We start from the raw sequence: 23479 nt of genomic DNA on the forward strand, positions 1-23479 counted from the left end.
CCTGGTGAAAAATCAGTGGCTGACGCGGTGACCGTGCTCATCAATGACCACTTCGCCATCCTCTTTGGTAAACGCTCCCTGCTGCGGATCTGGCAGAATGTCGAGAACCGCTTCGGACGGACGGCAGAGCTTCGTTCCGAGCGGCGTCACCACCACCGGGCGATTAATAAGGATCGGATGAGCCAGCATGGCATCGAGCAGTTCGTTATCGCTGAAGCGGTCTTCTGCAAGGCCGAGCTGCTCGTACGGTTCGGTATTCTTGCGCAGCAGGGCGCGTAAGCTGATGCCCATGTCCGCAATCAGCTTCTTCAGCTCGTCGCGTGACGGCGGTGTTTCCAGATACAGAATAACCTTGGGTTCGGTGCCGCTGTTGCGGATAAGCGCCAGGGTGTTGCGGGACGTCCCGCACGCCGGGTTGTGATAAATGGTGATGTCAGTCATAAGCGGTACTCCGTAAAGGCGCTGCACAGTCGCAACACCGGGGTTAAGGTTAAACAGACAGGCGCAGGGCCAGCGCGGTCAGCGTCACAAAAAGTACCGGCAGGGTCATCACGATGCCCACGCGGAAGTAGTAGCTCCAGCTGACAGTAATGTTTTTTTGCGCCAGTACGTGCAGCCACAGCAGGGTAGCGAGGCTGCCGATGGGGGTGATCTTCGGGCCGAGGTCGCAGCCGATGATGTTGGCGTAAATCATCGCTTCCTTCACCACGCCCTGTGCGGTGCTGCCGTCAATCGAAAGCGCACCAACGAGCACGGTAGGCATGTTGTTCATGACTGATGAAAGCGCCGCCGTCAGAAAGCCGGTGCCGAGCGTTGCGCCCCAGACACCATGCTCTGCAAACCGGTTCAGGGCGGCAGAAAGGTAATCAGTTAGCCCGGCATTGCGTAGTCCGTATACCACCAGGTACATGCCCAGCGAGAAGATAACGATCTGCCAGGGCGCACCTTTCAGTACCTTTCCGGTATCAATCACATTGCCTTTCCGGGCTACCAGCCAGAGAATAAACGCCGCCACCGCGGCCACAAGGCTGACCGGCACGCCGAGTGGTTCGAGGGCAAAGAAGCCGATCAGCAGCAGGATGAGAACAATCCAGCCGGTTTTAAAGGTACGCGCATCGCGAATGGCCTCACGCGGCGCCTTCAGCTTCGCCAGGTCGTAAGTGGCCGGGATGTCCCTGCGGAAAAACAGGTGCAGCATCACCAGCGTGGCGGCCACGGACGCGATATTCACCGGCACCATCACCGAGGCATACTCGCTGAAACCCAGTTTAAAGAAGTCTGCCGTGACAATGTTCACCAGGTTCGACACGATGAGCGGCAGGCTGGAGGTATCAGCGATGAAGCCTGCCGCCATCACAAACGCCAGCGTGGCGCCCGGGCTGAAGCCCAGCGCCAGCAGCATGGCGATAACGATCGGCGTCAGAATAAGCGCTGCCCCGTCATTGGCGAACAGGGCGGCTACCGCCGCACCCAGCAGAACGATATACGTGAACAGCAACCGGCCCCTGCCGCCGCCCCAGCGTGAAACGTGCAGCGCGGCCCACTCAAAAAAGCCGGACTCATCAAGCAGCAGGCTGATAATGATGACCGCAATAAACGTGGCCGTGGCGTTCCAGACAATCTGCCAGACTACAGGAATGTCCCCGATGTGTACCACGCCGGTCAGCAGCGCCAGTGCGGCGCCGATAACGGCACTCCAGCCAATGCTGAGCCCTTTCGGCTGCCAGATCACCAGTATCAGGGTCAGGATAAAAATCGCACCCGCCAGAAACATACTCTCTCCTTCTTAATTATACCTGCCCGTTAAAGCGGGCTGCTAAGTGTACCCTGTAAATATATTCGTTTAATCGAATGTGTTTAGATAAAATTTTTACATGCAGACAGCTTTGCCGTTGGTGGTTGCGTTATCACGCTCAGCCTGCTGACTGAGATGAAGAATTTCATCCCGCTGACACAGATATGCCTGCTCAATGACCGCTGCTGCCCACGCAGGCATGTGTGGCGATAACCGGTAATGGATCCACTTGCCGTCGCGCCTGTCGATAAGCAGTCCACTCTCTCTGAGCAGGGCCAGGTGCCGCGATATTTTTGGCTGTGTTTCTTTCAGGATAGATACAAGCTCGCAGACGCAGAGCTCCCCTTTTTCGCGCAACAACAGCACCAGGCTGAGCCGGGTTTCGTCAGAAAGATTCTTAAAAAGTTGCAGGGGCAGAAGTGACGGCATAATTTCTCCTTCGTGGCGGACAGCAACAAGTCTCGTCTTCTGCAGACGAAAGGTCAATTTTATATTGATAAATTCATATATGTTGTGACGTGCTTACAGGCTTTTCTGTACAGCTTAATGAGGGAATAGCGGTTAAACGATGTCACACAGATTTTAACGGCAGCATACTTTCAGCAACCTGAATGGCCGGGCATGACGAAGTAACATCACAAAAAAAGCCTGTTGCTTTAGTGAACCGTTCTACTTACAGCAGAAAGCAGCATCAGCAAGAGTGGCTTCCGGCCAGATGACCTGCAGTGATAACCGGCACGATATCCTCAGGCTCTTCTGCCTGCTCCAGTTCGCGCAGAATACCGCAGTCCCGTGTTGCCCGGTTGGCATTGCAGTGGCTCCGGAGCTCAAACAGTTGCTTTTCCAGCATATTCAGTTCACGAATACGGGCCTGAACGTGGTTCAGATGTTCATTTATCAGGGCATTAACCTTACCGCAGTCTGCGTCAGGCTGGCTTCGCGCCTGCAGCAGCACCCGGATTTCTTCATGGGTCATATCCAGCGCCCGACAGCGCCGGATAAACATAAGCCTTTCGAGATGTGCGCTGTCGTAATGGCGGTAGTTATTAGTCTGGTCCCGCAATGCGGCCTGCAAAAGCCCCTCTCGCTCATAATAACGTACCGTCTCTACAGGACATCCCGCCTGGCGGGCCAGTTCACCAATTTTCATATCACACCTCTTCTGAGCTTGACCCTGTAGTTACATCAGGGTCTTTAATGCCAGTATACGTTATGAACGGGATAAAAAAATGAGTGACTGCTGCAGTAATAAAAAATGTGGATCAGCCGCAACCGTAGAGGAGGCGTCTGTTAAAAATACCGCAACTGCCCCGACTGAGGCTTCCGGGAAGATGCCACCAAAAACGACTGAGACCACACCGGCTTGTTGCAGCACCGGGAGCTGCTGCTCAACGGACGGCCTGAGCCAGGTGTCCGAACTGGTTGCAGAGCATCCCCGCAACGATGACGTTCAGACGCGTCTGCGCATCATGCAGATGGACTGTCCGACGGAGGAGGCGCTCCTCCGAAAAAAACTGGCAAAACTACCTGCCGTCAGCAATCTTGAATTCAATCTGATTCAGAGGGTGCTCACCGTGACCCATACGCCGCAGGCGCTGGAACCGGTTCTGCAGGCGGTGCGCTCGCTGGGTTTTGACCCGGAACCGATTGATAAAGCAATGCAGCCTGAAGGCAACTGCTGTTCAGCCCGTGAGGCGGAAAGTACCGGCGGTTCTTGCTGCGCGCCTGCCCCTATCACATTCGGTGAGCTGCAGACCCAGCTGGTGACCGCTGAAGGGGTGCGTACCAGTATCAGGATCATGCAGATGGACTGCCCGGTTGAAGAGGGCATGATTCGCAAAAAGCTGGACGGCATGTCAGTCGTCAAGGAGCTGGATTTCAATCTTATGCAGCGCGTACTGACGGTAGTTCACGCACCGAATGCGCTGGAGCCTGTTCTGGCCGCCATTCGTTCGCTGGGCTTTGAACCTGAACTTCCTGACAGCAATGGCCGTCACGCGGTTACTGAGGAAAAGAAAAAACCCTGGTGGCCGCTCGCGTTTGCCGGTGTGGCGGCAATCGCCGCCGAAGCCATGCATTGGGCGGGCATGCCGGAATGGCTGGAAGCGGCTCTTGCTCTTGCTGCCGTTGCGGCCTGTGGCCTGTCCACGTACAAAAAAGGCTGGATTGCTCTTCGCAACGGCAACCTGAACATCAACGCCCTGATGAGTATTGCCGTCACCGGGGCGCTGGCGCTCGGACAGTGGCCTGAAGCCGCCATGGTAATGGTACTGTTCACGGTTGCGGAACTGATTGAAGCGAAGTCTCTTGATCGCGCCCGCAATGCCATTGGCTCTCTGATGAAGCTGACGCCTGAAACCGCCACGGTTCAGCAACCAGACGGCTCCTGGAAAGAAACTGAGGCCAGGTCTGTATCCCTTAACAGCGTGGTCAGGGTAAAGCCGGGCGAGCGTATCGCCCTCGACGGCACGGTGGTCCGGGGCAGGACTGCCATTAATCAGGCACCTATTACCGGCGAAAGTCTGCCGGTGGATAAAGGGGAAGGTGACCCGGTCTTCGCCGGGACGGTCAACGGCTCCGGTGGCTTTGAGTACCGGGTAACGGCCGCTGCCGGAAATACCACGCTGGCGCGTATCATTCATGCCGTGGAGGAAGCGCAGGGGGCAAAAGCCCCTACGCAGCGCTTTGTTGACCGCTTTGCACAAATTTATACCCCTTTGGTGTTTGCTATTGCCGTCGCAGTTGCCGTTCTCCCGCCACTGATTGCAGGTGAAAGCTGGCAGGAGTGGATTTACAAGGCGCTGGTTATGCTGGTTATTGCCTGCCCTTGTGCGCTCGTCATTTCCACGCCAGTGACCATTGTCAGCGGCCTGACGGCAGCAGCTCGCCGGGGGATATTTATCAAGGGCGGCGTTTATCTTGAAGAGGGCCGAAAGCTGAAGTGGCTGGCGCTCGACAAGACCGGCACCCTGACGCACGGTAAGCCGGTACAGACGGATGCGATTATCTATACCGGGGTGGCAGAAGAGGAGGGGCGCAAGCTGGCTGTGAGCCTGGCAGGTTACTCCGATCATCCGGTTTCGCAGGCTGTATCGGCGGCATCAGATGGCATTCAGCGTTATGAAGTGGAAAACTTTGAGGCGCTGCCAGGCCGCGGCGTGCGTGGCGTCATCAACGGTGAAACCTACAGTCTGGGCAATCTGAGGCTGGCTGAAGAAACGGTGCGCTGCCCGGAAGCGGTCAGGGCTGCATTAATGGAACTGGAGAACGTCGGTAAAACGGTCATCATGCTCTGTGACACTCATCAGGTGCTTGGGCTGTTTGCGGTGGCTGATACGGTGAAGGAAAGCAGCCGCGAGGCGATAAGTCAGTTGCATAGTCTGGGCGTCAAAACGCTCATGTTGACCGGAGACAATGCGCACACGGCGCAGGCCATTGCCGGTCAGGTTGGTATTGATGAGGCGCGGGGGGATCAACTGCCGGAAGATAAACTGCGTGCTGTAGAAACATTTACGGCGCAGGGCACGACCGGCATGGTAGGCGACGGCATCAATGATGCACCGGCGCTGGCCCGCGCCGATATCGGCTTTGCCATGGGTGCAATGGGCACGGATACCGCCATCGAGACGGCCGATGTGGCCCTCATGGATGACGATTTGCGTAAAATTCCGGCTTTTGTCCGACTCTCCCGGCAGACGTATAACATTCTGGTTCAGAATATCGTTATGGCTATTGGGATCAAGGCAGTATTCCTGGCCCTGACCATTGCCGGTATGGGGACCATGTGGATGGCCGTATTCGCGGATGTGGGGGCAAGCCTGCTTGTCGTGGCAAACGGTCTGCGCCTGTTGCGTAATTAGCAGGGCTGCTGCCTATCGGATTAGGGCGGGCAGTTACAGGAGATGTAGTTGGCTTATATTGTCTGCGTTATGCTACCAAGGTAGGCTCTGAAAAAGAGAGGGACAGCATCACTGACACCGCTCTTTTCATAATGGCTATAGTGCAGTTTTGATACCTATCCTGATATAAAGGCCCTCTCTGACAGAGGGCCTTTTGATATCATAATATCCTTGCTTTATGCCTACGCAGCCAGATTAATTTGTAGGCAGCAGGAATAATGAACAGTGATAGAAGCGGAGCTGTGATCATCCCCCCAATCATGGGTGCTGCAATCCGACTCATGACTTCTGAGCCTGCTCCCGTTCCCCAGAGAATGGGTAGCAGACCCGCAATGATCACTGCCACGGTCATGGCTTTTGGCCGGACACGCAGAACTGCACCATGGTAGAGGGCTTCATCAAGACTTTCAGATGTGAATGTCTCTCGGTGGGACAATTCCGGGTGTGCTTCAATGGCATGACGCAGATACATCAGCATGACCACTCCAAATTCTGCCGCCACCCCAGCCAGGGCGATAAATCCGGTTCCGGTCGCCACAGACATGTGGAAGTCCTGCCAGTAGAGGAACCATATTCCCCCGACCAGGGCAAACGGAAGACTCATCAGGATCAGCAGGGCTTCATCAGCCCGGCGGAAGGCGAGGTATAACAGAATGAAAATGATCATCACCGTCATCGGTACCATCAGTTTCAGTTTCTTGTTGGCGTGCTCAAGTAACTCAAATTGACCGGAGAATGACACACTGGTACCCGGTCTAAGTTTCACTTTCTTGCTGATGGCCGTCTTAATATCGTTTACCACCGAAACCATATCCCTGCCGCGCGCATCAATATAAATCCAGCTGGCAGGCCGGGCATTTTCTGTTTTCAGCATGGTTGGTCCGGAAACGACCCTAACGTCAGTTACATCCCCCAGCGTGATTTGCTGCTTCATCGGTGTCAGAATCGGCATCTGTTTCAGCGCCTGCGGACTGTTCCGGTAATCCTGCGGGTAACGGATATTAATCGGATACCGGGCCACGCCCTCAACCGTTTCCCCCACCGTCGCGCCGCCGATGGCTGAGGAGACGAACAGCTGGACATCACCCACCGTCATCCCGTAGCGGGAGGCTTTTTCACGGTTAATATCGATGCCAATGTAGCGCCCACCCTCCAGTCGCTCAGCCAGAGCAGATACCACGCCCGGCACGGTTTTGGCTACCGCCTCAATGCTCTGCGCCGTTGCATCGATATCGGACAGAACAGTACCTGACACCTTGATACCTATCGGACTTTTGATCCCGGTTGAGAGCATATCAATACGGTTACGGATGGGGGGCACCCAGAGGTTAGCCAGTCCGGGTAAACGGACCGTTTTATCGAGTTCGTCAATAATCTTGTCAATCGTCATGCCGGGCCGCCACTGATCCTCTGGTTTGAGCTGGATCGTGGTTTCCATCATTTCGAGCGGCGCGGAATCCGTCGCGGTCTCGGCCTTCCCGGTCTTGCCAAAAACAGAAGCTACTTCAGGTACGGTTTTGATGAGCTTATCCGTGGTCTGTAAGATCGCAGCGGCCTCTGCCGGCGATACGCCCGGCAATGTTGAGGGCATATACAACAGGTCGCCCTCGTTTATCTTCGGCAGAAACTCGCCGCCCACCTGACTCAGGGGCCAGATAACCGTGAAGATGGATAAGGTCGCAACCAGCAGGGTTGTTTTTGGCCAGTGAAGTACCCGCAGCAGCAAAGGATGATACGCTTTAATCAGCAGCCGGTTCAGAGGATTGCTGGTCTCGGCAGGAATCTTCCCCCGGATCCAGAATCCCATCAGAATCGGGATGACGATGATGGCCAGCGCGGCCGCGCCCGCCATGGAGTAGGTTTTCGTAAAGGCCAGTGGACCAAAGAGACGACCTTCCTGTCCTTCCAGGGTAAAAATAGGAATAAAGGACAGGGTAATGATCAGCAGACTGATAAACAGCGCAGGCCCCACTTCAACGGAGGCATCGGTGATAACCTTCCAGCGGGTTGCGTTGTCAATCTGCTCATCCGGATGCTGATGATCCCACTCTTCCAGCCGTTTATGCGCATTTTCAATCATCACGATGGCGGCATCCACCATCGCCCCTACCGCAATGGCGATCCCTCCCAGCGACATTATATTGGCGTTCAGCCCCTGGAAATGCATGACAATAAAGGCGATACACAGACCAAGGGGCAGAGAAATAATCGCCACCAGGGCAGAACGAACATGCCACAGAAACAGGGCGCAGACGATGGCTACCACGATAAACTCTTCCAGGAGTTTGTAGCTGAGGTTGTCAATGGCCCGGTCAATTAACTGGCTGCGATCGTAGGTAGTCACAATATCAACGCCCTCAGGCAAACTTGCCTTCAGGGTCTCCAGTTTATCTTTCACTGCAGTGATAACGTCGCGCGCATTTTTACCCGACCGCAGGATCACGACGCCGCCGGCGACTTCTCCCTGACCGTTAAGCTCTGCTATACCACGCCGCATTTCAGGCCCGGTCTGCACGCGGGCCACGTCCCGCAGATAAATCGGTACACCGTTTTCTCCGGTTTTCAGGACGATGTTATTGAAATCGTCTATGGACTGGAGGTAACCGCTGGCCCGGACCATGTACTCCGCTTCGGCGATTTCAACGGATGAGCCACCGGCTTCCTGGTTAGATGACTCAAGGGCCTGTTTTACTTCAGGCAGGCTGATGCCGTACTGGGTCTGTTTCTCCGGGTTAACCTGAATTTGGTACTGCTTGACCACGCCGCCTACTGATGCAACTTCCGCGACGTTAGGGATAGTTTTCAGTTCAAATTTCAGGAACCAGTCCTGCAGGGAGCGCAGTTCGGAAAGGTCATGTTTTCCGCTGTGATCAACCAGAGCATATTCAAATATCCAACCCACACCTGTGGCATCAGGCCCGATTTCCGAGCTTACACCGGCAGGCAGTTTCCGTTGAACCTGATTAAGGTATTCCAGCACACGTGAGCGGGCCCAGTACAGATCGGTCCCGTCCTCAAAAATGACATACACATAGGAATCGCCGAACTGGGAAAAACCGCGCACGGTCTTGGCACCGGGTACCGACAGCATGGTGGTCGTGAGCGGATATGTAACCTGGTTTTCAACAATCTGCGGAGCCTGACCAGGATAGCTGGTCTTGATAATTACCTGTACATCGGACAGATCGGGTAGCGCATCCACAGGGGTGTTGATGATAGTCCAGGTGCCCCAGACACTAAGAAACAGAGCGGCCATCATAACGAGGAAACGGTTGGCAACCGATCGCCGTATAATCCATTCAATCATCATCGTCTCCTCAATGACCGGAATGTGTATTTGCAGACGGAGCGGACATTGGCGGCATTGTGCCGTCCGTTGTTTCCGGATGACGCATACGTTCCAGTGCGCCCGTAATGTTGGCTTCGGAGTCAATCAGGAACATGCCGCTGACTACCACCATATCGCCTTCATTGAGGCCGGTGCCGATACCGGACTGTTGCTGAGATTCGTGGAGAACGTGGACCTTTTTTGGCACAAACCGACCTTCTGCATCGACAGTGATCACGCGCTGTTCTTTACCGGTGTCAATAACGGCCTGCGACGGGATCAGCAACATTTCCTGGCTCCGGGTATTCAGTTTCAGATAGGCATTCATGCCCGGTTTAAGACGTTCGTCCTTGTTTGATACCTGCAGACGTACCTGCAGGGTCCGGGTGGTTTGATCGACGCTGGGAAGAATGTTCCATTTTTCTACATGGAACGATTTATCCGGATAGGCCGGTACTGAAATTTCAAATTGAGAGGTGTCTTTCAGGAGATAGGCGATGGATTCGGGTACTGCCGCACTGATCCAGACCGGATCCATCCCCTGAATCTGTGCCACCACTTTATCTTTTGAGATATTCATACCAGTGCGCAGGTCAAACGCCGTAATGACACCATCTATCGGTGCCTTAATGGTAAACCGGGTCTGAATACTCCGGGTTGACCGCAGTTTCTGGATATCCTTTTCCGGCATTCCGGCCAGACGAAGTCGTTCAAGCACACCTTTAATTTGCGTTGGTGTCCCTCCGGTGCCAGATAACAGTAGAAACTCACTTTGTGCTTCCACCCATTCCGGAATGGTAATATCGATAAGCGGTGTACCTTCCTTCACATGATCGCCAATCGTCAGGGGATACACTTTTTCGACGAAACCGTCAGAGCGAGCCTGCACAATGACAAACTGATACTCGTTGTAACTAACATTGGCCGGTATTGTCTGAGAATAATTCAGCATTCCGCGTGTGACTTTTTGCGTTTTTAATCCCAGGTTCTGAACCAGCGTTGGATCAATACGGATCCCATCGCTGATTTTCTCGCCGCTTTCATCTGCATATTTTGGCACCAGGTCCATGTCCATAAAGGGTGATTTTCCGGGTTTATCAAATTTCGTATCCGGTTTCATCGGGTCATACCAGAAAAGTATCTTTCGCTCCGGTGCCTTTAGTTCCGTTTGTACTGTTTTTTGTTCCGGGTTTACATACTGCAAGGCAGTAACCGATATCAGCCCTCCTGCTATCAGGCTGCTGATAATTATTGCAGCATATTTTATCTTTAAAGAAGCCATACAATTTCTCGCTGAAAAATCAAAACACCTGACATATGCGCCTGATCATTAATTCACAGAAATCTCTTTTTAAATGTTCAGGCACACTGGATGTATTCGCTCCGGGCTGACAGTCAGGATTGCGTAACGTTAATGCTTTTGAGTAAGGAGACATTTCCCTGCTGAATAAACGAGAAATCAACGTGGTTACCGGTTTTCAGCGCATTAATGGTGTCGTCTGCATTCATAAAGGTGAAGCGCATGGTCATTGCAGGCCAGCCCACCTCAGGGATAGCTTCGTGCGAAATGGTGATTTTTTTACTGTTCATATCAATGTCTTTAACGACACCGTTGCTATTAATAATTTGCTGTGACGAAGCATCACTGGCAGCATTCATATCGCCATGGTGATGTATTTCAGCATGAAGACCGGCAGAAAACATGACAGAGAAGGCGCCCAATAAAACGGCTTTAAGTGAATTACGCATTTTTTATTTCCTGATTAATTAAATAAATTTACTGTACCCAACCGCCACCCAGTGCGGTGAATAGATTGATTTCGTTAACCTGCCGGGAATATGTAAGATCGAGAATGGTTTGCTGTGTCGTGAACAGGGAGCGTTCTGCGTCCAGCACTTCAATGTAGCTGACAGCACCACTTGAATATAATCCTCTGGCACGCTGGAGGGTTATCTGAAGTGAATCGAGATAACGCTGCTGTGCCTCAAGTTGCTGGTTAAGGCTGTCCCGCAGCGCAAGCGTATCGGATACATCCTTAAAGGCGGACTGAATTTTTTGTTCGTAGTTAACCACCGACTGTTGCTGGCGAATTTCGGCCAATTTCAAATTGGCTTTGTTCCTGCCGGCATTAAAAACAGGAATTTCAATTTTGGGAATAAAATTCCACATTCCGCTTCCTGGCGTAAAGAGGCTGGACAGCTCCGTACTGCTTGCGGAAAGACTACTGGTCAGGGTAATAGATGGGAAAAACGCCGCTCGCGCTGCGCCAATATTGGCATCAGCTGCTTTGAGCTGGTATTCCGCTTCCATGATATCCGGGCGCTGCAGTAAAATTTGTGACGACAGGTTTGGTGGCAGTTTTACTGGTGCGATCTCACCACCTTTCATCGTTTTTTCTGACGGAAGTGCGCGGTAGGTTCCCACCAGCAGTCGCAGGGCATTGTTTGCCTGCGCCAGATCGCCTTCTCGTTTGGCTATCTCAGCGCGGGTACTTTCGATTTGTCCCCTGGCCTGTTCAAGCGCCAGAACGTTCGTACTCCCGGTCACCAGCTGTTGCTCAACGAAAGCATAAGACTGTTGATAATTTTTCAGCGTTTCCCGCGCAATACGGAGTTGTTCGTACGCCAGTTGCTGGCTGAAATAGCTCTGTGAAACGTTGGATACCAGCAGGATGTGTACGGCCCGACGGGCTTCTTCGCTGGCAAAATAGTTCTGGCGGTCAGCTTCACTCATGTTCTTAAGCTTGCCGAAAAAATCGAGTTCATAGCTGAGCTCCAGACCCGCGTCGTACTCCTGTGCGGTCGGCTTGTCATCTTTCAGACCAACGCGGTAGGTGATCCCGGATGAGGCATTCAACTGGGGATAACGGTCTGCATCCGTGACGTTGAACTGGGCCCGGGCCTCTTCAACCTTCAGGGCGGCCATTCTCAAATCACGGTTGTTTGTCAGGGCTTCATCGATCAGCCGGGTAACCTGGGGATCGACAAAAAAAATACGCCAGCCCGTATCCTGATAGCCATTTACCGCTGGCGTCAGGCTGTTGCGTGACAAAGAAAACTGCTGTGGTACTGGCGCTGCCGGCCGCTGATAGTCAGGTGCCAGCGAAACGCAGCCAGCCAGTATAAAAATCATGCTGATGCTTAATAGTTTTAATTTGAACATAACGCTTCTCTTCCAGGCAGGCCTGGTAAATGGTTCAAATGAAGTCCAGAGTATTGATAGGGGGATGTTACAGAATGCTCTCTGTTTGCCAGGTGACTGGATAATGACAATGCTGTCATTTTTAACGTAAGCCGTTGATTACATGCTTAGGCTAAATAGAATGAATGGCACGGGTAGTCAGCCAGGGGAGCAAGATGAAAATACTGATCGTTGAAGATGAAGTAAAAACTGGTGAGTACCTCAGTAAAGGGCTTACTGAAGCGGGATTTGTAGTTGATCACGCCGATAATGGTCTGACCGGATATCATCTCGCCATAACAGCCGAATATGATTTACTGATTCTGGATATCATGCTCCCGGATGTAAACGGCTGGGATATTATTCGTATGCTTCGTGCCGCAGGTAAAGGTATGCCTGTTTTGCTGCTTACGGCTCTCGGCACCATTGAGCACCGGGTTAAAGGACTTGAGCTGGGCGCGGACGATTACCTGATTAAACCATTTGCGTTTGCTGAGCTTCTTGCCCGAGTCAGGACACTTTTACGACGGGGTAACACAGTCATCACGGAAAGCCAGTTTAAGGTGGCTGATCTGATGGTAGACCTTGTTTCAAGAAAGGTTAGCCGCGCAGGGAAACGTATCTTGCTGACGAGTAAGGAGTTCTCTCTACTGGAATTCTTCATTCGTCATCAGGGAGAGGTGCTGCCCCGTTCGCTGATTGCATCGCAGGTCTGGGATATGAACTTTGACAGCGATACTAATGCTATAGACGTGGCAGTAAAACGCCTCAGGGCAAAGATAGACAACGATTATGAGCCTAAGCTGATCCAGACGGTCCGCGGCGTGGGATATATCCTGGAGGTTCCGGATGCGTTTTAATTTCTCAGGGCGCCCTTACTCTCTCGCACTGAGACTAACCTTCTTTATCAGCCTGTCCACCATAATTGCGTTTTTTGCTTTTACCTGGTTTATGCTGCATTCCGTTGAAAAACACTTTGCAGAGCAGGATGTGCGGGATCTGAAACAAATCAGTATCGCGATGAACAGAATACTGCAGACACCTGTAGCTCCGGACCAAAAAAAAATAAGTAAAATCAAAGAATCCATATCAGATTACCGCAACGTCGCTGTTCTTATTTTGACTGATGGGGGTGACGTGTTGTTCAGTTCACCACAAGGAGCGACGTTACGTTCTGTGGTCAATGCATCAAACTTTACAGCGCATAGTCGGGCCAGGGAAATATTCCTCTGGACAGTAAAAGAGCCAACTTTACTTATGCGCAACGGCTCTGACATGAAAATGGAGACTTACAGAATCGTTGCATCTTCAGGCAAAGCAACGCTTAACGGAAAACCACAGACGTATCAGATGATAATTGGGCTCTCGATTGACTTTCATCTTCATTACCTTGAAGCACTAAAAAAGAATTTAATTGCCATTGCCTTCGTAATCAGCCTGTTGATAATTTTCATTATCCGCATAGCGGTTCGCCAGGGTCATCTTCCTCTCCGCAACGTCAGCAAGGCCATTAAAAATATTACCTCGGAGAACCTGGATGTGAGACTGGAACCGTCCAAAGTTCCCATCGAGCTGGAGCAACTGGTGATATCGTTTAACCATATGATTGAAAAGATTGAGGATGTATTTACGCGACAGGCAAATTTCTCTGCTGATATCGCCCATGAAATCAGAACGCCCATAACCAATCTGGTTACACAGACTGAAATCGCGCTAAGTCAGCACAGAACGCAGAAAGAGCTGGAGGATGTGTTGTATTCCAGCCTTGAAGAGTATAACAGAATGACAAAAATGGTCAGCGATATGCTTTTTCTGGCACAGGCTGATAATAATCAATTGATCCCCGAACGGATAATGTTTGATCTCCGCACAGAAGTGGTCAAGGTGTTTGATTTTTTCGAAGCCTGGGCAGAAGAACTCAATGTTTCTCTGCAGTTAAACGGGTCGTGCTGCCTTATTAAAGGAGACCCACTTATGTACCGAAGGGCATTAAATAATCTTCTGTCTAACGCTCTGCGTTATACGCAGTCAGGGAAGACAGTGACTGTAACCATTGCGGGGAATGAGAATAGTGTTCAGCTTATAGTTGAAAATCCAGGGAAACCGATACCTGCAGAACACCTGCCACGTTTGTTTGATCGGTTTTATCGCGTCGATCCATCGCGGCAAAGAAAGGGAGAAGGCAGTGGGATTGGTCTGGCGATTGTAAAGTCAATCGTAAACGCTCATCACGGGAAACTGTGGGTCGAATCAGATACAGTTTCGACACGATTCATATTGCTATTACCCAGAATGGCTGCATAGTGTCCCGAATGTCTCCAGTTTTTTCGATGAATAATAAATATATTACAGAGATGTCATTAAGCTGTCATGCCTTCAACAGAATTAAGCAGGTAGAATCGTCCTCACTAAGCAGGCGGAACAGTCTTTATGGATCAATATCAACGGAATACAGGCACTGAGTTACGCATATTATCTTTTTTTAAGATGAAATCAGTCTGGCTTGTAAGTTCTTTAGTTGATGACATCTTTGACAGTCCGTTATTTATTCCATTATCAACGGGAAACTTATTATGAAAAGTTTAATCTTCGCTTCCTCTGTCGGACTTAGCTTAATTCCTTCAGCCTGGGCGGATGGAAATATCAACATTCATGAGCATGTTAATAATGCCCAGGCGGCAGCGCATCAGCAACAGTTTTCATCCGTTCCTGAATCTGTCAGGGGGGAAGTATTACAAATGAAGAGTATGGATCAGCATGAACAGGCCCTTAATGTTCATAATTCCATGAAAAATGGTGCTTCTGATGCCCATCAGAAAATGGCGAAGAACCATCAGAAAATGTCAGATGATATGGCCGGCATGAAATCAAGTACCGCGCCATCTTTTGCAGAAATGGATGAACATGAAAGGGCCGCCGTTGCCCACGAAAATATGAGTAACGGCCAGTCAGAAGCACACCAGTCAATGGCTGCAATACATCGCGGTATGAAGTAAAACTGACGGAAGCGGGTTGCTATATCAGTCCTTAATGTTTTTGCAGATGTAGATATTCTTACCTTAAAGATACGATCCCTTTATTCAAAAAAGCCCCTATATGGGGCTTTTTTGCAACGCTTACAAAAAATAAACATCTTTTTTATAAGATTTAATTTTTATTTTCCTGCTGCAATTGAAGATGTTATCGCTTTGAACTAATGGCGAGGAGTTCTGTTGAAGCTGTTTCAATCAGCTTAGTTTTTTTACATGGCTGAGTGTGATGTTTCTCAATAAATAATTTGCTTAATGTCGCTTGTTTTTTGAGTGATGCCAAATCACATTAATCAATTCCTCTGGCAATTATTTTAAATATTCACGGCTGAAGCAAGAGCACACCTTTCTGAACGGTTTAGAGTTTTTCATTATGCATAATAGCGGCGTATACGACATGAAATGTAAAAAACTGACTTACAAAATCTATAGGCTCTGATGATATCCTGTAAGCGGTTGTATATTCATTTTGATGCTTTCTACCGTTTCAACATGAGGCCTTTCAGGCTTAACCTGAAGATAAATCGCAGATTGCAGTGCAGGTTAGGGCGATTAGCTGGCAGACAAGACCTGAACCGGGTGAAAAAAGGGAAATACAGTTACACCTTACTGCACGTTGAGTAAACCGGGGGCTGCGGTAAAAAGAATGTTTAAAATATAAAAATGTAGCCCGCCACAGTCAGCGGGCCGGCTGAAATCAGCCTGAAAGAAGATTTACCGGAAATACATTAATGATGAGGGTAATACACAACACATCCCGGATGCAGTGGCAAGGAAGAACAGAAAACTCCGGGCGAATTTTCTGTCCACATACTATCCGTTATTTCTCTTCCAGCATCATTTTACGGTGCATATCGATAATGCTCTGATGCGCAGCTGAGTTTGCATTATCCATGCTCTCATGCGCAAGAATGGCACGTTCATGCTCATTCATCGCAGAGACAGAAACACGGTTATCAGTGTTATCTAGTACTGTTTCAGGATGCTGCTGTGCCCATGCGGACGAAGCGGAAATCAGGATCACAAGAGGGATAAGCTTTACTTTTTTCATGGTGGCAGTCCTTAACGTTGAATGTAAAATAAGAATAAACAATTACCGGCCGGGTTTACCTGTGGCCTTAGTGATGTTCATCGTACAGAAGAAAAAACGTTACGGCGAAAAATGACAGAAATGTAATTTATAAACAGTGCGTTCCAACATTACACAATTGTAATCACACAAAGTCTGTAGCTGTGGTAGCTTTCCGGTAACAAAAAACTTTTCATCCTGAACGGTAAGCACGGCTTGTGCTTCCGGAGCGGAGAGAGCCATTCTCCCGGGATAACAGAAAATTGCCGGAGTTCAGTCATGCAGCTTAAAAGTTCACGACGTAATTTCATTAAAGGGATCACTGCCGCTGGCATTGTGGGCGGACTGGGCCTGCGAACATTCGATGCATTCTCGGCGGTAAGCCTGATGCAGTCCCGCACACTTACCGGCACAGACTTTGATCTGTTTATTGGCGAGACGCCGCTAAATATCACCGGTAAAACCCGGTATGCAAAAACCATTAATGCCGGCCTGCCAGGCCCTCTGTTGCGCTGGAAAGAAGGCGATACCGTTACATTAAGAGTTAAAAATCGCCTTTCTGAACCGACATCAATTCACTGGCATGGCATTCTTCTGCCGGCGAATATGGATGGCGTACCGGGACTGAGTTTTCATGGTATTGAGCCGGACGATACCTATGTTTACTCCTTTAAGATAAAGCAGAACGGTACATACTGGTATCACAGCCATTCCGGCCTGCAGGAGCAGGAAGGTGTCTATGGCCCGATTATTATTGATGCAGCTGAACCAGAACCGTTTGTCTGGGACAGCGAACACATAGTCATGCTTACCGACTGGTCTGATGAAAAAGCATCAGACATTCTCGCCAAACTGAAAAAGCAGTCCGATTATTACAACTTTGCGAAACCTACCGTTTCTGACTTTTTCCGTGACGCCAGGGAAAAAGGTCTAGGCAGTACGTTGTCCGATCGGAAAATGTGGGCGGAAATGAAGATGAATCCGACGGATCTGGCTGACGTCAGTGGTGCCACATATACCTATCTCATGAACGGGCAGGGCCCTGGAAAAAACTGGACAGGGCTGTTCCGTAAAGGCGAGAAGGTACGCCTGCGTTTCATTAACGGTTCCGCCATGACCTACTTTGATGTGCGCATTCCGGGGTTGAAAATGACGGTCGTGGCGGCTGATGGCCAGTATGTCACGCCTGTTGCTGTTGACGAGTTCCGCATCGCTGTGGCCGAAACTTACGATGTAATCGTGGAGCCGGCTGAAGATGCCTACACTATTTTCGCGCAGTCTATGGACAGAAGCGGCTACGCTCGCGGCACGCTGGCTGTCCGTGAAGGGCTTTATGCTCCGGTACCGGCTCCCGATCCTCGCCCCTGGCTGACTATGGACGATATGGGTATGGGCGGCATGGATCATGGCAGCATGGGCGATATGGATCACAGCCAGATGCAGAGCATGAATAACGACACCATGACGGGCATGGATGGTAATGCTATGCAGGCTATGGATGGCTCTGGTGTCTCCGGAGCAGCAGAAAGTATGCCGGAAATGGACCATAGCGCCATGGCCGGGATGGATCACGGCAGTATGAGTGGCATGGGGGACATGCAGAAACATCCTGCATCTGAAACAGACAATCCTCTGGTTGATATGCAGGCCATGATGCCGGCGCCTAAATTAAGTGACCCGGGCATTGGTCTGCGTAATAACGGCAGAAAAGTCCTTACGTATGCCGATCTGAAAAGCACATTTGACGATCCGGACGGGCGTGAGCCATCGCGTACCATCGAGCTACATCTCACCGGACATATGGAAAAATTCGCCTGGTCATTCAACGGTATTAAATTCTCCGATTCAGAACCGGTTACGTTGCGATATGGCGAACGCGTGCGTGTGGTGCTGGTTAACGACACGATGATGACGCACCCCATTCACCTGCATGGTATGTGGAGCGATCTGGAGGATGAGGACGGTAATTTCCTGGTACGCAAACACACTATCGATATGCCTCCGGGTACCCGCCGAAGCTATCGGGTAACTGCCGATGCACTCGGGCGGTGGGCTTATCACTGTCATCTTCTTTTCCATATGGAAACCGGCATGTTTCGTGAAGTCCGGGTTACAGAGTGAGGTAGCGATAATGTCAGTTTCAGGATGGAATGATATGACAAAGTATTTTTCACGTTCCGCTGCAGGTTTGCTGGCCTGCACTGCGTTTGCCGGAGCGATAGTGATGCCCGCGTTTGCAGCACCTACGGGACCATCTGACAATTTACAACAGCATGATATGTCAGGCATGGACCATTCTGCTATGCAGGGAATGGATCATGCGTCTATGGAAGGAATGACGCCTGGGACATCCGGTATGGGGGGTATGGAATCCATGCAGCCCGCGGCGCCAGCAGAAAGCCGTACACCCATTCCGCCGGTTACGGAGGCGGACCGTAAGGCAGCATTCCCGGACGTACATGGGCATAAGGTTCATGACAACAGCATAAATTACTTTGTGCTTGCCGATCAGCTTGAATGGCAAAAAAACAACGATCCGGGTGGCTTCAGCTGGGATGTAAGCGGCTGGGCTGGCGGGGATATCAATCGACTCTGGTTACGTAGCGAAGGTGAAACCACCCGAGGTAAAGCCGAATCCGCAGAAGTTCAGGCTTTATGGGGACATGCTCTGACACCCTGGTGGGACGTGGTTGCCGGTGCCCGGCAGGATTTCAGGCCCGGAAAACCGCAAACCTGGCTGGCTGCTGGTTTTCAGGGCATGGCGTTGTACAACTTTGAAAGTGAGCTGACTGCGTTTGCCGGCGAGCAGGGACGGACAGCGCTCAGGCTGGAAGCCGAATACGATGTGCTGCTGACCAATCGCCTGATCCTGCAACCTTCCTTTGAGGCGAATATTTACGGGAAAGATGATGAGGCACGGGAAACCGGTAAAGGCCTTTCCAGTACCGAACTTGCTCTTCGCCTTCGCTATGAAGTGAAAAGAGAATTTGCACCTTACGTAGGGGTTTCGTGGAGCCAGCTCTATGGCAATACTGCTGATATGGCTGCCCGTGAAGGTGAAAAAGATAACGAAGTGCGCTTCCTCCTCGGGGCTCGCATGTGGTTCTGATGCAGTTAATTCAAACAAAACAGGTATTATTATGAAACATTCATCTGCCAAATATTTCTTCGCTTTAATTGCTTCTGGCGCGGCTTTTGCTGCACAGGCGCATCCGGAACTGGCGTCTGCTGTCCCTGCTGATAAGTCTCAGATAACGGCACCGTCTAAACTGGAACTGCATTTCACCGAAAATCTGGTAACGAAATTTTCCGGCGCCCGTCTTGTAATGACCGCCATGCCGGGCATGTCTTCTCATGCGCCAATGCCGGTTGCGGCTAAAGTCTCAGCGGGCAGCGATCCGAAAACGATGATTATCACACCGGCAAAAACTCTGCCTGCAGGAACCTATAAAGTGGAATGGCGGGCGGTATCTTCTGATACTCACCCCCGGACCGGCAACTACAGTTTCAGCGTGAAGTAATACCATGAACGATCAGACTTTTATTATGATCCGTTTTTTTCTTTACCTTGATCTTATGCTTCTTTTTGGCCTGCCTTTATTCGAAATTTATGGGGTAAAGGGAGTATTGAAGAAATCGGTATCGTTGTTCAGCGTCTGGTCGTTCTTTTTTACGCTCATCTCTGCTGGCATGGTTTTGTCCCTTGCAAATATGCTGCTTGTCGCTCAGGCCATGAGTGGCGTCAGTGATCCCGGCGAACTGACTCTCCATATTATGGAGATGGTTGTCGGGGAAACTGCAGTGGGCATGAGCTGGGTTATCCGCTTCGCTGCACTGGTCATGGCGTTTATCGGGCTTGGCCTGCGGCTCAGGCATGTCGGGCTGTCACGTTATGTGCTTACCCTGTCCGGCGGTATAGCACTTGCTACACTGGCATGGGGCGGGCATGCGGCAATGAATGACGGCATCAGCTACTATCTTCATCTTCTGAGCGATATCATTCATCTGACAGCGGCCGGGGCCTGGATCGGTGCACTGGCGGCTTTTACTCTGCTCTTATGCATCAAAAAGGCTGAAAAGGCTGTCTATGCCAGCCAGCTGGCCGCAGCGTTGTCGGGTTTTGCCCGTGCCGGCACGATCATTGTGCTGAGCATTGTCATCACCGCCGTGGTTAACTTCGTATTTATCGTTGAAAAGCCTCTGAGTACCCTGCCGGGCAGTGACTATGGTCTGCTGCTGCTGATAAAAACTGTTCTGTTTTTTCTGATGCTGCTGCTGGCCGCCGCCAATCGCTTCCGGCTTACACCGCGACTGGAAACGGCCCTGCTTCAGGGCCAATATAAGATGGGTATTTACCTGATGCGTAAAAGCATTATCACGGAATTTACTGTTTCGGTACTGATACTGGCAACCGTCGCCTGGCTGGGCACGCTATCGCCGGGTACCGGTATGGAATAACGACTAACCGTAGCCTGCAGGAAAGCTGCCCATGACCACTATGCTGATCGTTGAGGATGAACTGAAAACCGGTACCTACCTGAAACAGGGGCTTCTGGAAGCGGGATATGATGTAACCCTTGTAAACGATGGGCGTCAGGGACTGGAGCATATCCTGCGACAGCATTATGATCTCATTATTCTGGATGTAATGCTGCCCTCAATGGACGGCTGGGATATTCTTCAGCAGATGCGTATGGCCCGGCACGAAGAGCCCGTGTTGTTTCTGACTGCCCGGGATAACGTCAGTGAAAAGATTAAAGGTCTCGATCTTGGCGCGGATGACTATCTGCTCAAACCCTTTGATTTTGCCGAACTCCTGGCGCGTATCCGCACCCTGCTCAGACGCAACCGTACGCAAACGTCCGGTACGCACCGCATTGCTGATTTGGTTATGGATGTCACCCGCCGGAGTGTGAGCCGTTCCGGCAAAAAGATACATTTGTCTGCTAAAGAATTTGTGCTGCTTGAGCTACTGTTACAGCGGACCGGAGAGGTGCTGCCAAGGAGCCTGCTTTCATCTCTGGTCTGGAATATCAATTTTGAAAGCGATACCAATGTGATTGATGTAGCCGTCAGACGACTTCGCAGTAAGGTGGATGATGACTTTACACCAAAGCTTATTCACACGGTACGGGGTATCGGATATGTGCTGGAGATACGGGAAGAGTGAAGCGTAACTGGTCCCTGACATCACGACTGAGCATAATCTTTGCCGGCGTGATGATGTCCGTCTGGCTTCTTTCGAGTGTGCTGCTTGTAGCCGCCCTCAGCAGTTATTTTCGTCATCAGGATGCCACATTGCTGACCGGAAAGCTTGAGCTTGCCACAGAGCTTCTTGAGGGCGAGGTGCACGCCGGAAAGCTCGACAGCGCATCGCTTGCACGAAAGCTTTCGGATGCCATGGTTGGTCACAGCGGACTTTATCTTTCCGTTAAAACAATTGATAACCAGATGCTGGCCGACTATTCATCTCCCGGTTTTTTGGTGCCTTATGAGCGCTTTAGCGGCGAAGCTACCCGTCCGGGTATTATGCAGACGGTGGAGGAAGACAGCAGGCGTTATAACGTTATGGTCAGAAAAATTAATGCGAAGAGCGCAGGTAAACTAAACGATGTACTGATTACGGCCGCCTATGATACCAGCCTTCATGATGAGTTTATCGGTCAGCTTAAAAGATGGCTGGTCTGGTTTAATGTCGCTCTGATATTTATCTCCGTTTTTCTGGGATGGCTCGTCACCCGGATGGGACTCAGGCCTCTGAATGAAATAAACCGGCTTGCCTCGGCAATTACGATTAACAGCCTGAGCAAACGTCTCCCTGGCCATAATCTGCCAGCCGAACTGAAGGTAACAGTAGCTGAATTTAACAGCATGCTTGAACGGCTGGAAGATTCATTTAGTCGTCTGTCTGAGTTCTCTTCGGATATCGCGCATGAACTGCGTACCCCTGTCAGTAATCTGATGATGCAGACTCAGGTTGCGCTGTCACGTGAACGTGATGCCGAAAGTTACCGTGAGGTGCTTTTTTCAAATCTGGAAGAGCTGAGCCGGCTCGCCAGAATGAGCAGTGATATGCTTTTCCTGGCTAAATCTGAAAACGGGCTGATGCCTCTGGAGAAACAGGACGTTTCGTTAAACGCAGAGCTGGAAGAGCTCCTCGATTTTTTTGAACCACTTGCCGGTGACAGCGGCAAAACGCTTTCTCTGCAGGGGGAGGCAGTTGTCAGAGGCGATCGCCTGATGCTGCGTCGTGCAATGAGTAATCTGATAACTAACGCCATAAAATATTCATTACCCGGATCAGCCATTAATGTGCTGGCTGAACACCACGCCGGCAGGGTTTTTATACATGTCTCTAACCCCACAGAAAATATCAACAGGGATAGTCTGAACCGGCTTTTTGACCGTTTTTACCGGGGCGACGCTTCCCGTCAGCATAATACGGATGGTGCCGGGCTGGGGCTGTCTATCACCCGTTCTGTTTTACTGGCTCATGAGGGCGATCTGCAGGTTTCCATGAACGATAATGTAATTACGTTCACGGCAATGATGCCGGCTCCCCGGGAGGTGTTTTAACGTTTTACCGGCAGGTCGGCAATTTTCATGGTCTTGTACTGCCTTAGTATCAGTAATAGGTTTCCCGGCACATTAAAGGATATCGGGAAAATCTGAAGTCTGAATCCAATACATGAAGGAGTGACGTTATGAAAAAAACGCAATTTGTTTTTGCTTCACTGATTTTTGCCCTGCCGGCTGCCGTTATAGCACAGCAGCCGGATTCAAAGATGTCCCAGGATATGAATATGTCCCCGGCTTCAAAAGAGTACATGTCTGGTATGCAAAAGATGCACAGCGGCATGATGAATGCCATGAAGGAGCAGGATGCTGACAGAGCGTTTGCCAGGGGCATGATTGAGCACCACAAAGGGGCTATTGCCATGGCCGAAACGGAACTGAAATACGGGAAAGATCCGGAAATGAAGAAGATGGCAGAGGACATTATCAAAGCGCAAAAAGGTGAAATTGAGCATATGGAAACGTGGCTGAAAAAATAATCATCTTCCGCTTTGGGGTCTGTTAACGTAAAGCAGGTTTCTGGCGGAGGACCTCTGGGAATCTTTAATGAGAAAGTAATATAACCTGTCTGAACCTTCGCCCCGGGTCCATTCAGGCAAAAT

General features: G+C 50.8%; 20 protein-coding genes. 11 read left to right on the forward strand and 9 right to left on the reverse strand.

The annotated features are described in order from the left end of the window. Positions 1–12 precede the first annotated feature (12 nt). The 4 genes from arsC to cadR form a co-directional block, all read right to left on the reverse strand. Positions 13–441, reverse strand: a complete 429-nt coding sequence (gene arsC, locus N5J69_RS20475) for a glutaredoxin-dependent arsenate reductase (RefSeq protein ID WP_050680607.1) — start codon at positions 439–441, stop codon at positions 13–15. 49 nt (positions 442–490) lie between these two features. Next, positions 491–1774, reverse strand: a complete 1284-nt coding sequence (locus tag N5J69_RS20480; RefSeq protein ID WP_050680608.1) for an arsenic transporter — start codon at positions 1772–1774, stop codon at positions 491–493. 96 nt (positions 1775–1870) lie between these two features. Further along, positions 1871–2224 (reverse strand): metalloregulator ArsR/SmtB family transcription factor, encoded by a 354-nt coding sequence (locus tag N5J69_RS20485; RefSeq protein ID WP_006785991.1) that lies wholly within the window; start codon positions 2222–2224, stop codon positions 1871–1873. A gap of 262 nt (positions 2225–2486) precedes the next feature. Further along, a complete protein-coding gene (gene cadR / locus N5J69_RS20490; protein WP_050680609.1) occupies positions 2487–2945 on the reverse strand; it encodes a Cd(II)/Pb(II)-responsive transcriptional regulator in 459 nt (152 codons plus the stop codon). Between the two features lie 259 nt (positions 2946–3204). Between cadR and N5J69_RS20495 the strand changes: the two genes are divergently transcribed. After that, on the forward strand, positions 3205–5655 hold the full coding sequence (locus N5J69_RS20495; protein WP_050680610.1) for a heavy metal translocating P-type ATPase: 2451 nt from the start codon (positions 3205–3207) through the stop codon (positions 5653–5655). 199 nt (positions 5656–5854) lie between these two features. Here the strand turns inward: N5J69_RS20495 and silA are convergent, their stop codons facing one another. The 4 genes from silA to silC form a co-directional block, all read right to left on the reverse strand. Beyond that, positions 5855–9001, reverse strand: a complete 3147-nt coding sequence (gene silA, locus N5J69_RS20500; protein WP_050680611.1) for a Cu(+)/Ag(+) efflux RND transporter permease subunit SilA — start codon at positions 8999–9001, stop codon at positions 5855–5857. 10 nt (positions 9002–9011) lie between these two features. Continuing rightward, complete coding sequence (locus N5J69_RS20505) at positions 9012–10304, reverse strand: efflux RND transporter periplasmic adaptor subunit (protein WP_050680612.1); 1293 nt, start codon at positions 10302–10304, stop codon at positions 9012–9014. A gap of 113 nt (positions 10305–10417) precedes the next feature. Beyond that, positions 10418–10771 carry a cation efflux system protein CusF gene (gene cusF / locus N5J69_RS20510; RefSeq protein WP_279772459.1) on the reverse strand — a complete coding sequence of 118 codons (354 nt, stop codon included), beginning with the start codon at positions 10769–10771 and terminating at the stop codon, positions 10418–10420. A 28-nt stretch (positions 10772–10799) separates the two neighbouring features. Next, positions 10800–12185 (reverse strand): Cu(+)/Ag(+) efflux RND transporter outer membrane channel SilC, encoded by a 1386-nt coding sequence (silC, locus tag N5J69_RS20515; protein ID WP_039389859.1) that lies wholly within the window; start codon positions 12183–12185, stop codon positions 10800–10802. A gap of 194 nt (positions 12186–12379) precedes the next feature. Between silC and N5J69_RS20520 the strand changes: the two genes are divergently transcribed. From N5J69_RS20520 to N5J69_RS20530, 3 genes are all read left to right on the forward strand, one after another. After that, complete coding sequence (locus N5J69_RS20520; protein WP_039389857.1) at positions 12380–13063, forward strand: copper/silver response regulator transcription factor; 684 nt, start codon at positions 12380–12382, stop codon at positions 13061–13063. Beyond that, positions 13053–14507: a Cu(+)/Ag(+) sensor histidine kinase gene (locus N5J69_RS20525; RefSeq protein ID WP_050680614.1), complete on the forward strand. Its 1455-nt coding sequence runs from the start codon at positions 13053–13055 to the stop codon at positions 14505–14507. The genes N5J69_RS20520 and N5J69_RS20525 overlap by 11 nt, the downstream gene beginning before the upstream one ends. A 269-nt stretch (positions 14508–14776) precedes the next feature. After that, a complete protein-coding gene (locus tag N5J69_RS20530) occupies positions 14777–15199 on the forward strand; it encodes a hypothetical protein (protein WP_039389853.1) in 423 nt (140 codons plus the stop codon). 853 nt (positions 15200–16052) lie between these two features. Here the strand turns inward: N5J69_RS20530 and N5J69_RS20535 are convergent. After that, positions 16053–16283 (reverse strand): hypothetical protein, encoded by a 231-nt coding sequence (locus N5J69_RS20535; RefSeq protein WP_050680615.1) that lies wholly within the window; start codon positions 16281–16283, stop codon positions 16053–16055. Between the two features lie 297 nt (positions 16284–16580). Here N5J69_RS20535 and N5J69_RS20540 point away from each other — a divergent pair, with 297 nt between their 5' ends. The 7 genes from N5J69_RS20540 to N5J69_RS20570 all read left to right on the forward strand — a co-directional run bounded on the left by N5J69_RS20540 (position 16581) and on the right by N5J69_RS20570 (position 23356). After that, positions 16581–18422 (forward strand): copper resistance system multicopper oxidase, encoded by a 1842-nt coding sequence (locus N5J69_RS20540; RefSeq protein WP_039389849.1) that lies wholly within the window; start codon positions 16581–16583, stop codon positions 18420–18422. Positions 18423–18612: 190 nt separating this feature from the next. After that, the gene (locus N5J69_RS20545) at positions 18613–19410 is read left to right on the forward strand and encodes a copper resistance protein B (RefSeq protein WP_231102759.1); all 798 of its coding nucleotides are present in this window, start codon (positions 18613–18615) and stop codon (positions 19408–19410) included. Between the two features lie 31 nt (positions 19411–19441). Next, positions 19442–19822 carry a copper homeostasis periplasmic binding protein CopC gene (gene copC / locus N5J69_RS20550; protein WP_039389843.1) on the forward strand — a complete coding sequence of 127 codons (381 nt, stop codon included), beginning with the start codon at positions 19442–19444 and terminating at the stop codon, positions 19820–19822. Between the two features lie 4 nt (positions 19823–19826). After that, the gene (gene copD, locus N5J69_RS20555; RefSeq protein ID WP_159222823.1) at positions 19827–20759 is read left to right on the forward strand and encodes a copper homeostasis membrane protein CopD; all 933 of its coding nucleotides are present in this window, start codon (positions 19827–19829) and stop codon (positions 20757–20759) included. A 31-nt stretch (positions 20760–20790) separates the two neighbouring features. Further along, positions 20791–21471: a heavy metal response regulator transcription factor gene (locus N5J69_RS20560; RefSeq protein ID WP_039389839.1), complete on the forward strand. Its 681-nt coding sequence runs from the start codon at positions 20791–20793 to the stop codon at positions 21469–21471. Next, the gene (locus N5J69_RS20565; protein ID WP_064740973.1) at positions 21468–22877 is read left to right on the forward strand and encodes a heavy metal sensor histidine kinase; all 1410 of its coding nucleotides are present in this window, start codon (positions 21468–21470) and stop codon (positions 22875–22877) included. The genes N5J69_RS20560 and N5J69_RS20565 overlap by 4 nt, the downstream gene beginning before the upstream one ends. A gap of 128 nt (positions 22878–23005) precedes the next feature. Next, complete coding sequence (locus N5J69_RS20570) at positions 23006–23356, forward strand: DUF305 domain-containing protein (RefSeq protein ID WP_039389835.1); 351 nt, start codon at positions 23006–23008, stop codon at positions 23354–23356. The last annotated feature ends 123 nt before the right edge of the window (positions 23357–23479 follow it).

The organism is Pantoea sp. GD03673, from assembly GCF_029844725.1.
In the GTDB taxonomy this organism is placed as follows: domain Bacteria; phylum Pseudomonadota; class Gammaproteobacteria; order Enterobacterales; family Enterobacteriaceae; genus Pantoea.

What these genes read in the sequence shown, in the direction of transcription:
- N5J69_RS20525 (WP_050680614.1), top strand. Translation starts at nt 13,053, where the DNA reads ATGCGTTTTAATTTCTCAGGGCGCCCTTACTCTCTCGCACTGAGACTA.
- N5J69_RS20540 (WP_039389849.1), top strand. Translation starts at nt 16,581, where the DNA reads ATGCAGCTTAAAAGTTCACGACGTAATTTCATTAAAGGGATCACTGCC.
- N5J69_RS20485 (WP_006785991.1), bottom strand. Translation starts at nt 2,224, where the DNA reads ATGCCGTCACTTCTGCCCCTGCAACTTTTTAAGAATCTTTCTGACGAA.
- cusF (WP_279772459.1), bottom strand. Translation starts at nt 10,771, where the DNA reads ATGCGTAATTCACTTAAAGCCGTTTTATTGGGCGCCTTCTCTGTCATG.
- silA (WP_050680611.1), bottom strand. Translation starts at nt 9,001, where the DNA reads ATGATTGAATGGATTATACGGCGATCGGTTGCCAACCGTTTCCTCGTT.
- N5J69_RS20530 (WP_039389853.1), top strand. Translation starts at nt 14,777, where the DNA reads ATGAAAAGTTTAATCTTCGCTTCCTCTGTCGGACTTAGCTTAATTCCT.
- arsC (WP_050680607.1), bottom strand. Translation starts at nt 441, where the DNA reads ATGACTGACATCACCATTTATCACAACCCGGCGTGCGGGACGTCCCGC.
- copD (WP_159222823.1), top strand. Translation starts at nt 19,827, where the DNA reads ATGAACGATCAGACTTTTATTATGATCCGTTTTTTTCTTTACCTTGAT.
- N5J69_RS20545 (WP_231102759.1), top strand. Translation starts at nt 18,613, where the DNA reads ATGGATCATGCGTCTATGGAAGGAATGACGCCTGGGACATCCGGTATG.
- N5J69_RS20520 (WP_039389857.1), top strand. Translation starts at nt 12,380, where the DNA reads ATGAAAATACTGATCGTTGAAGATGAAGTAAAAACTGGTGAGTACCTC.
- N5J69_RS20560 (WP_039389839.1), top strand. Translation starts at nt 20,791, where the DNA reads ATGACCACTATGCTGATCGTTGAGGATGAACTGAAAACCGGTACCTAC.
- copC (WP_039389843.1), top strand. Translation starts at nt 19,442, where the DNA reads ATGAAACATTCATCTGCCAAATATTTCTTCGCTTTAATTGCTTCTGGC.
- N5J69_RS20480 (WP_050680608.1), bottom strand. Translation starts at nt 1,774, where the DNA reads ATGTTTCTGGCGGGTGCGATTTTTATCCTGACCCTGATACTGGTGATC.
- N5J69_RS20535 (WP_050680615.1), bottom strand. Translation starts at nt 16,283, where the DNA reads ATGAAAAAAGTAAAGCTTATCCCTCTTGTGATCCTGATTTCCGCTTCG.
- N5J69_RS20570 (WP_039389835.1), top strand. Translation starts at nt 23,006, where the DNA reads ATGAAAAAAACGCAATTTGTTTTTGCTTCACTGATTTTTGCCCTGCCG.
- N5J69_RS20505 (WP_050680612.1), bottom strand. Translation starts at nt 10,304, where the DNA reads ATGGCTTCTTTAAAGATAAAATATGCTGCAATAATTATCAGCAGCCTG.
- silC (WP_039389859.1), bottom strand. Translation starts at nt 12,185, where the DNA reads ATGTTCAAATTAAAACTATTAAGCATCAGCATGATTTTTATACTGGCT.
- cadR (WP_050680609.1), bottom strand. Translation starts at nt 2,945, where the DNA reads ATGAAAATTGGTGAACTGGCCCGCCAGGCGGGATGTCCTGTAGAGACG.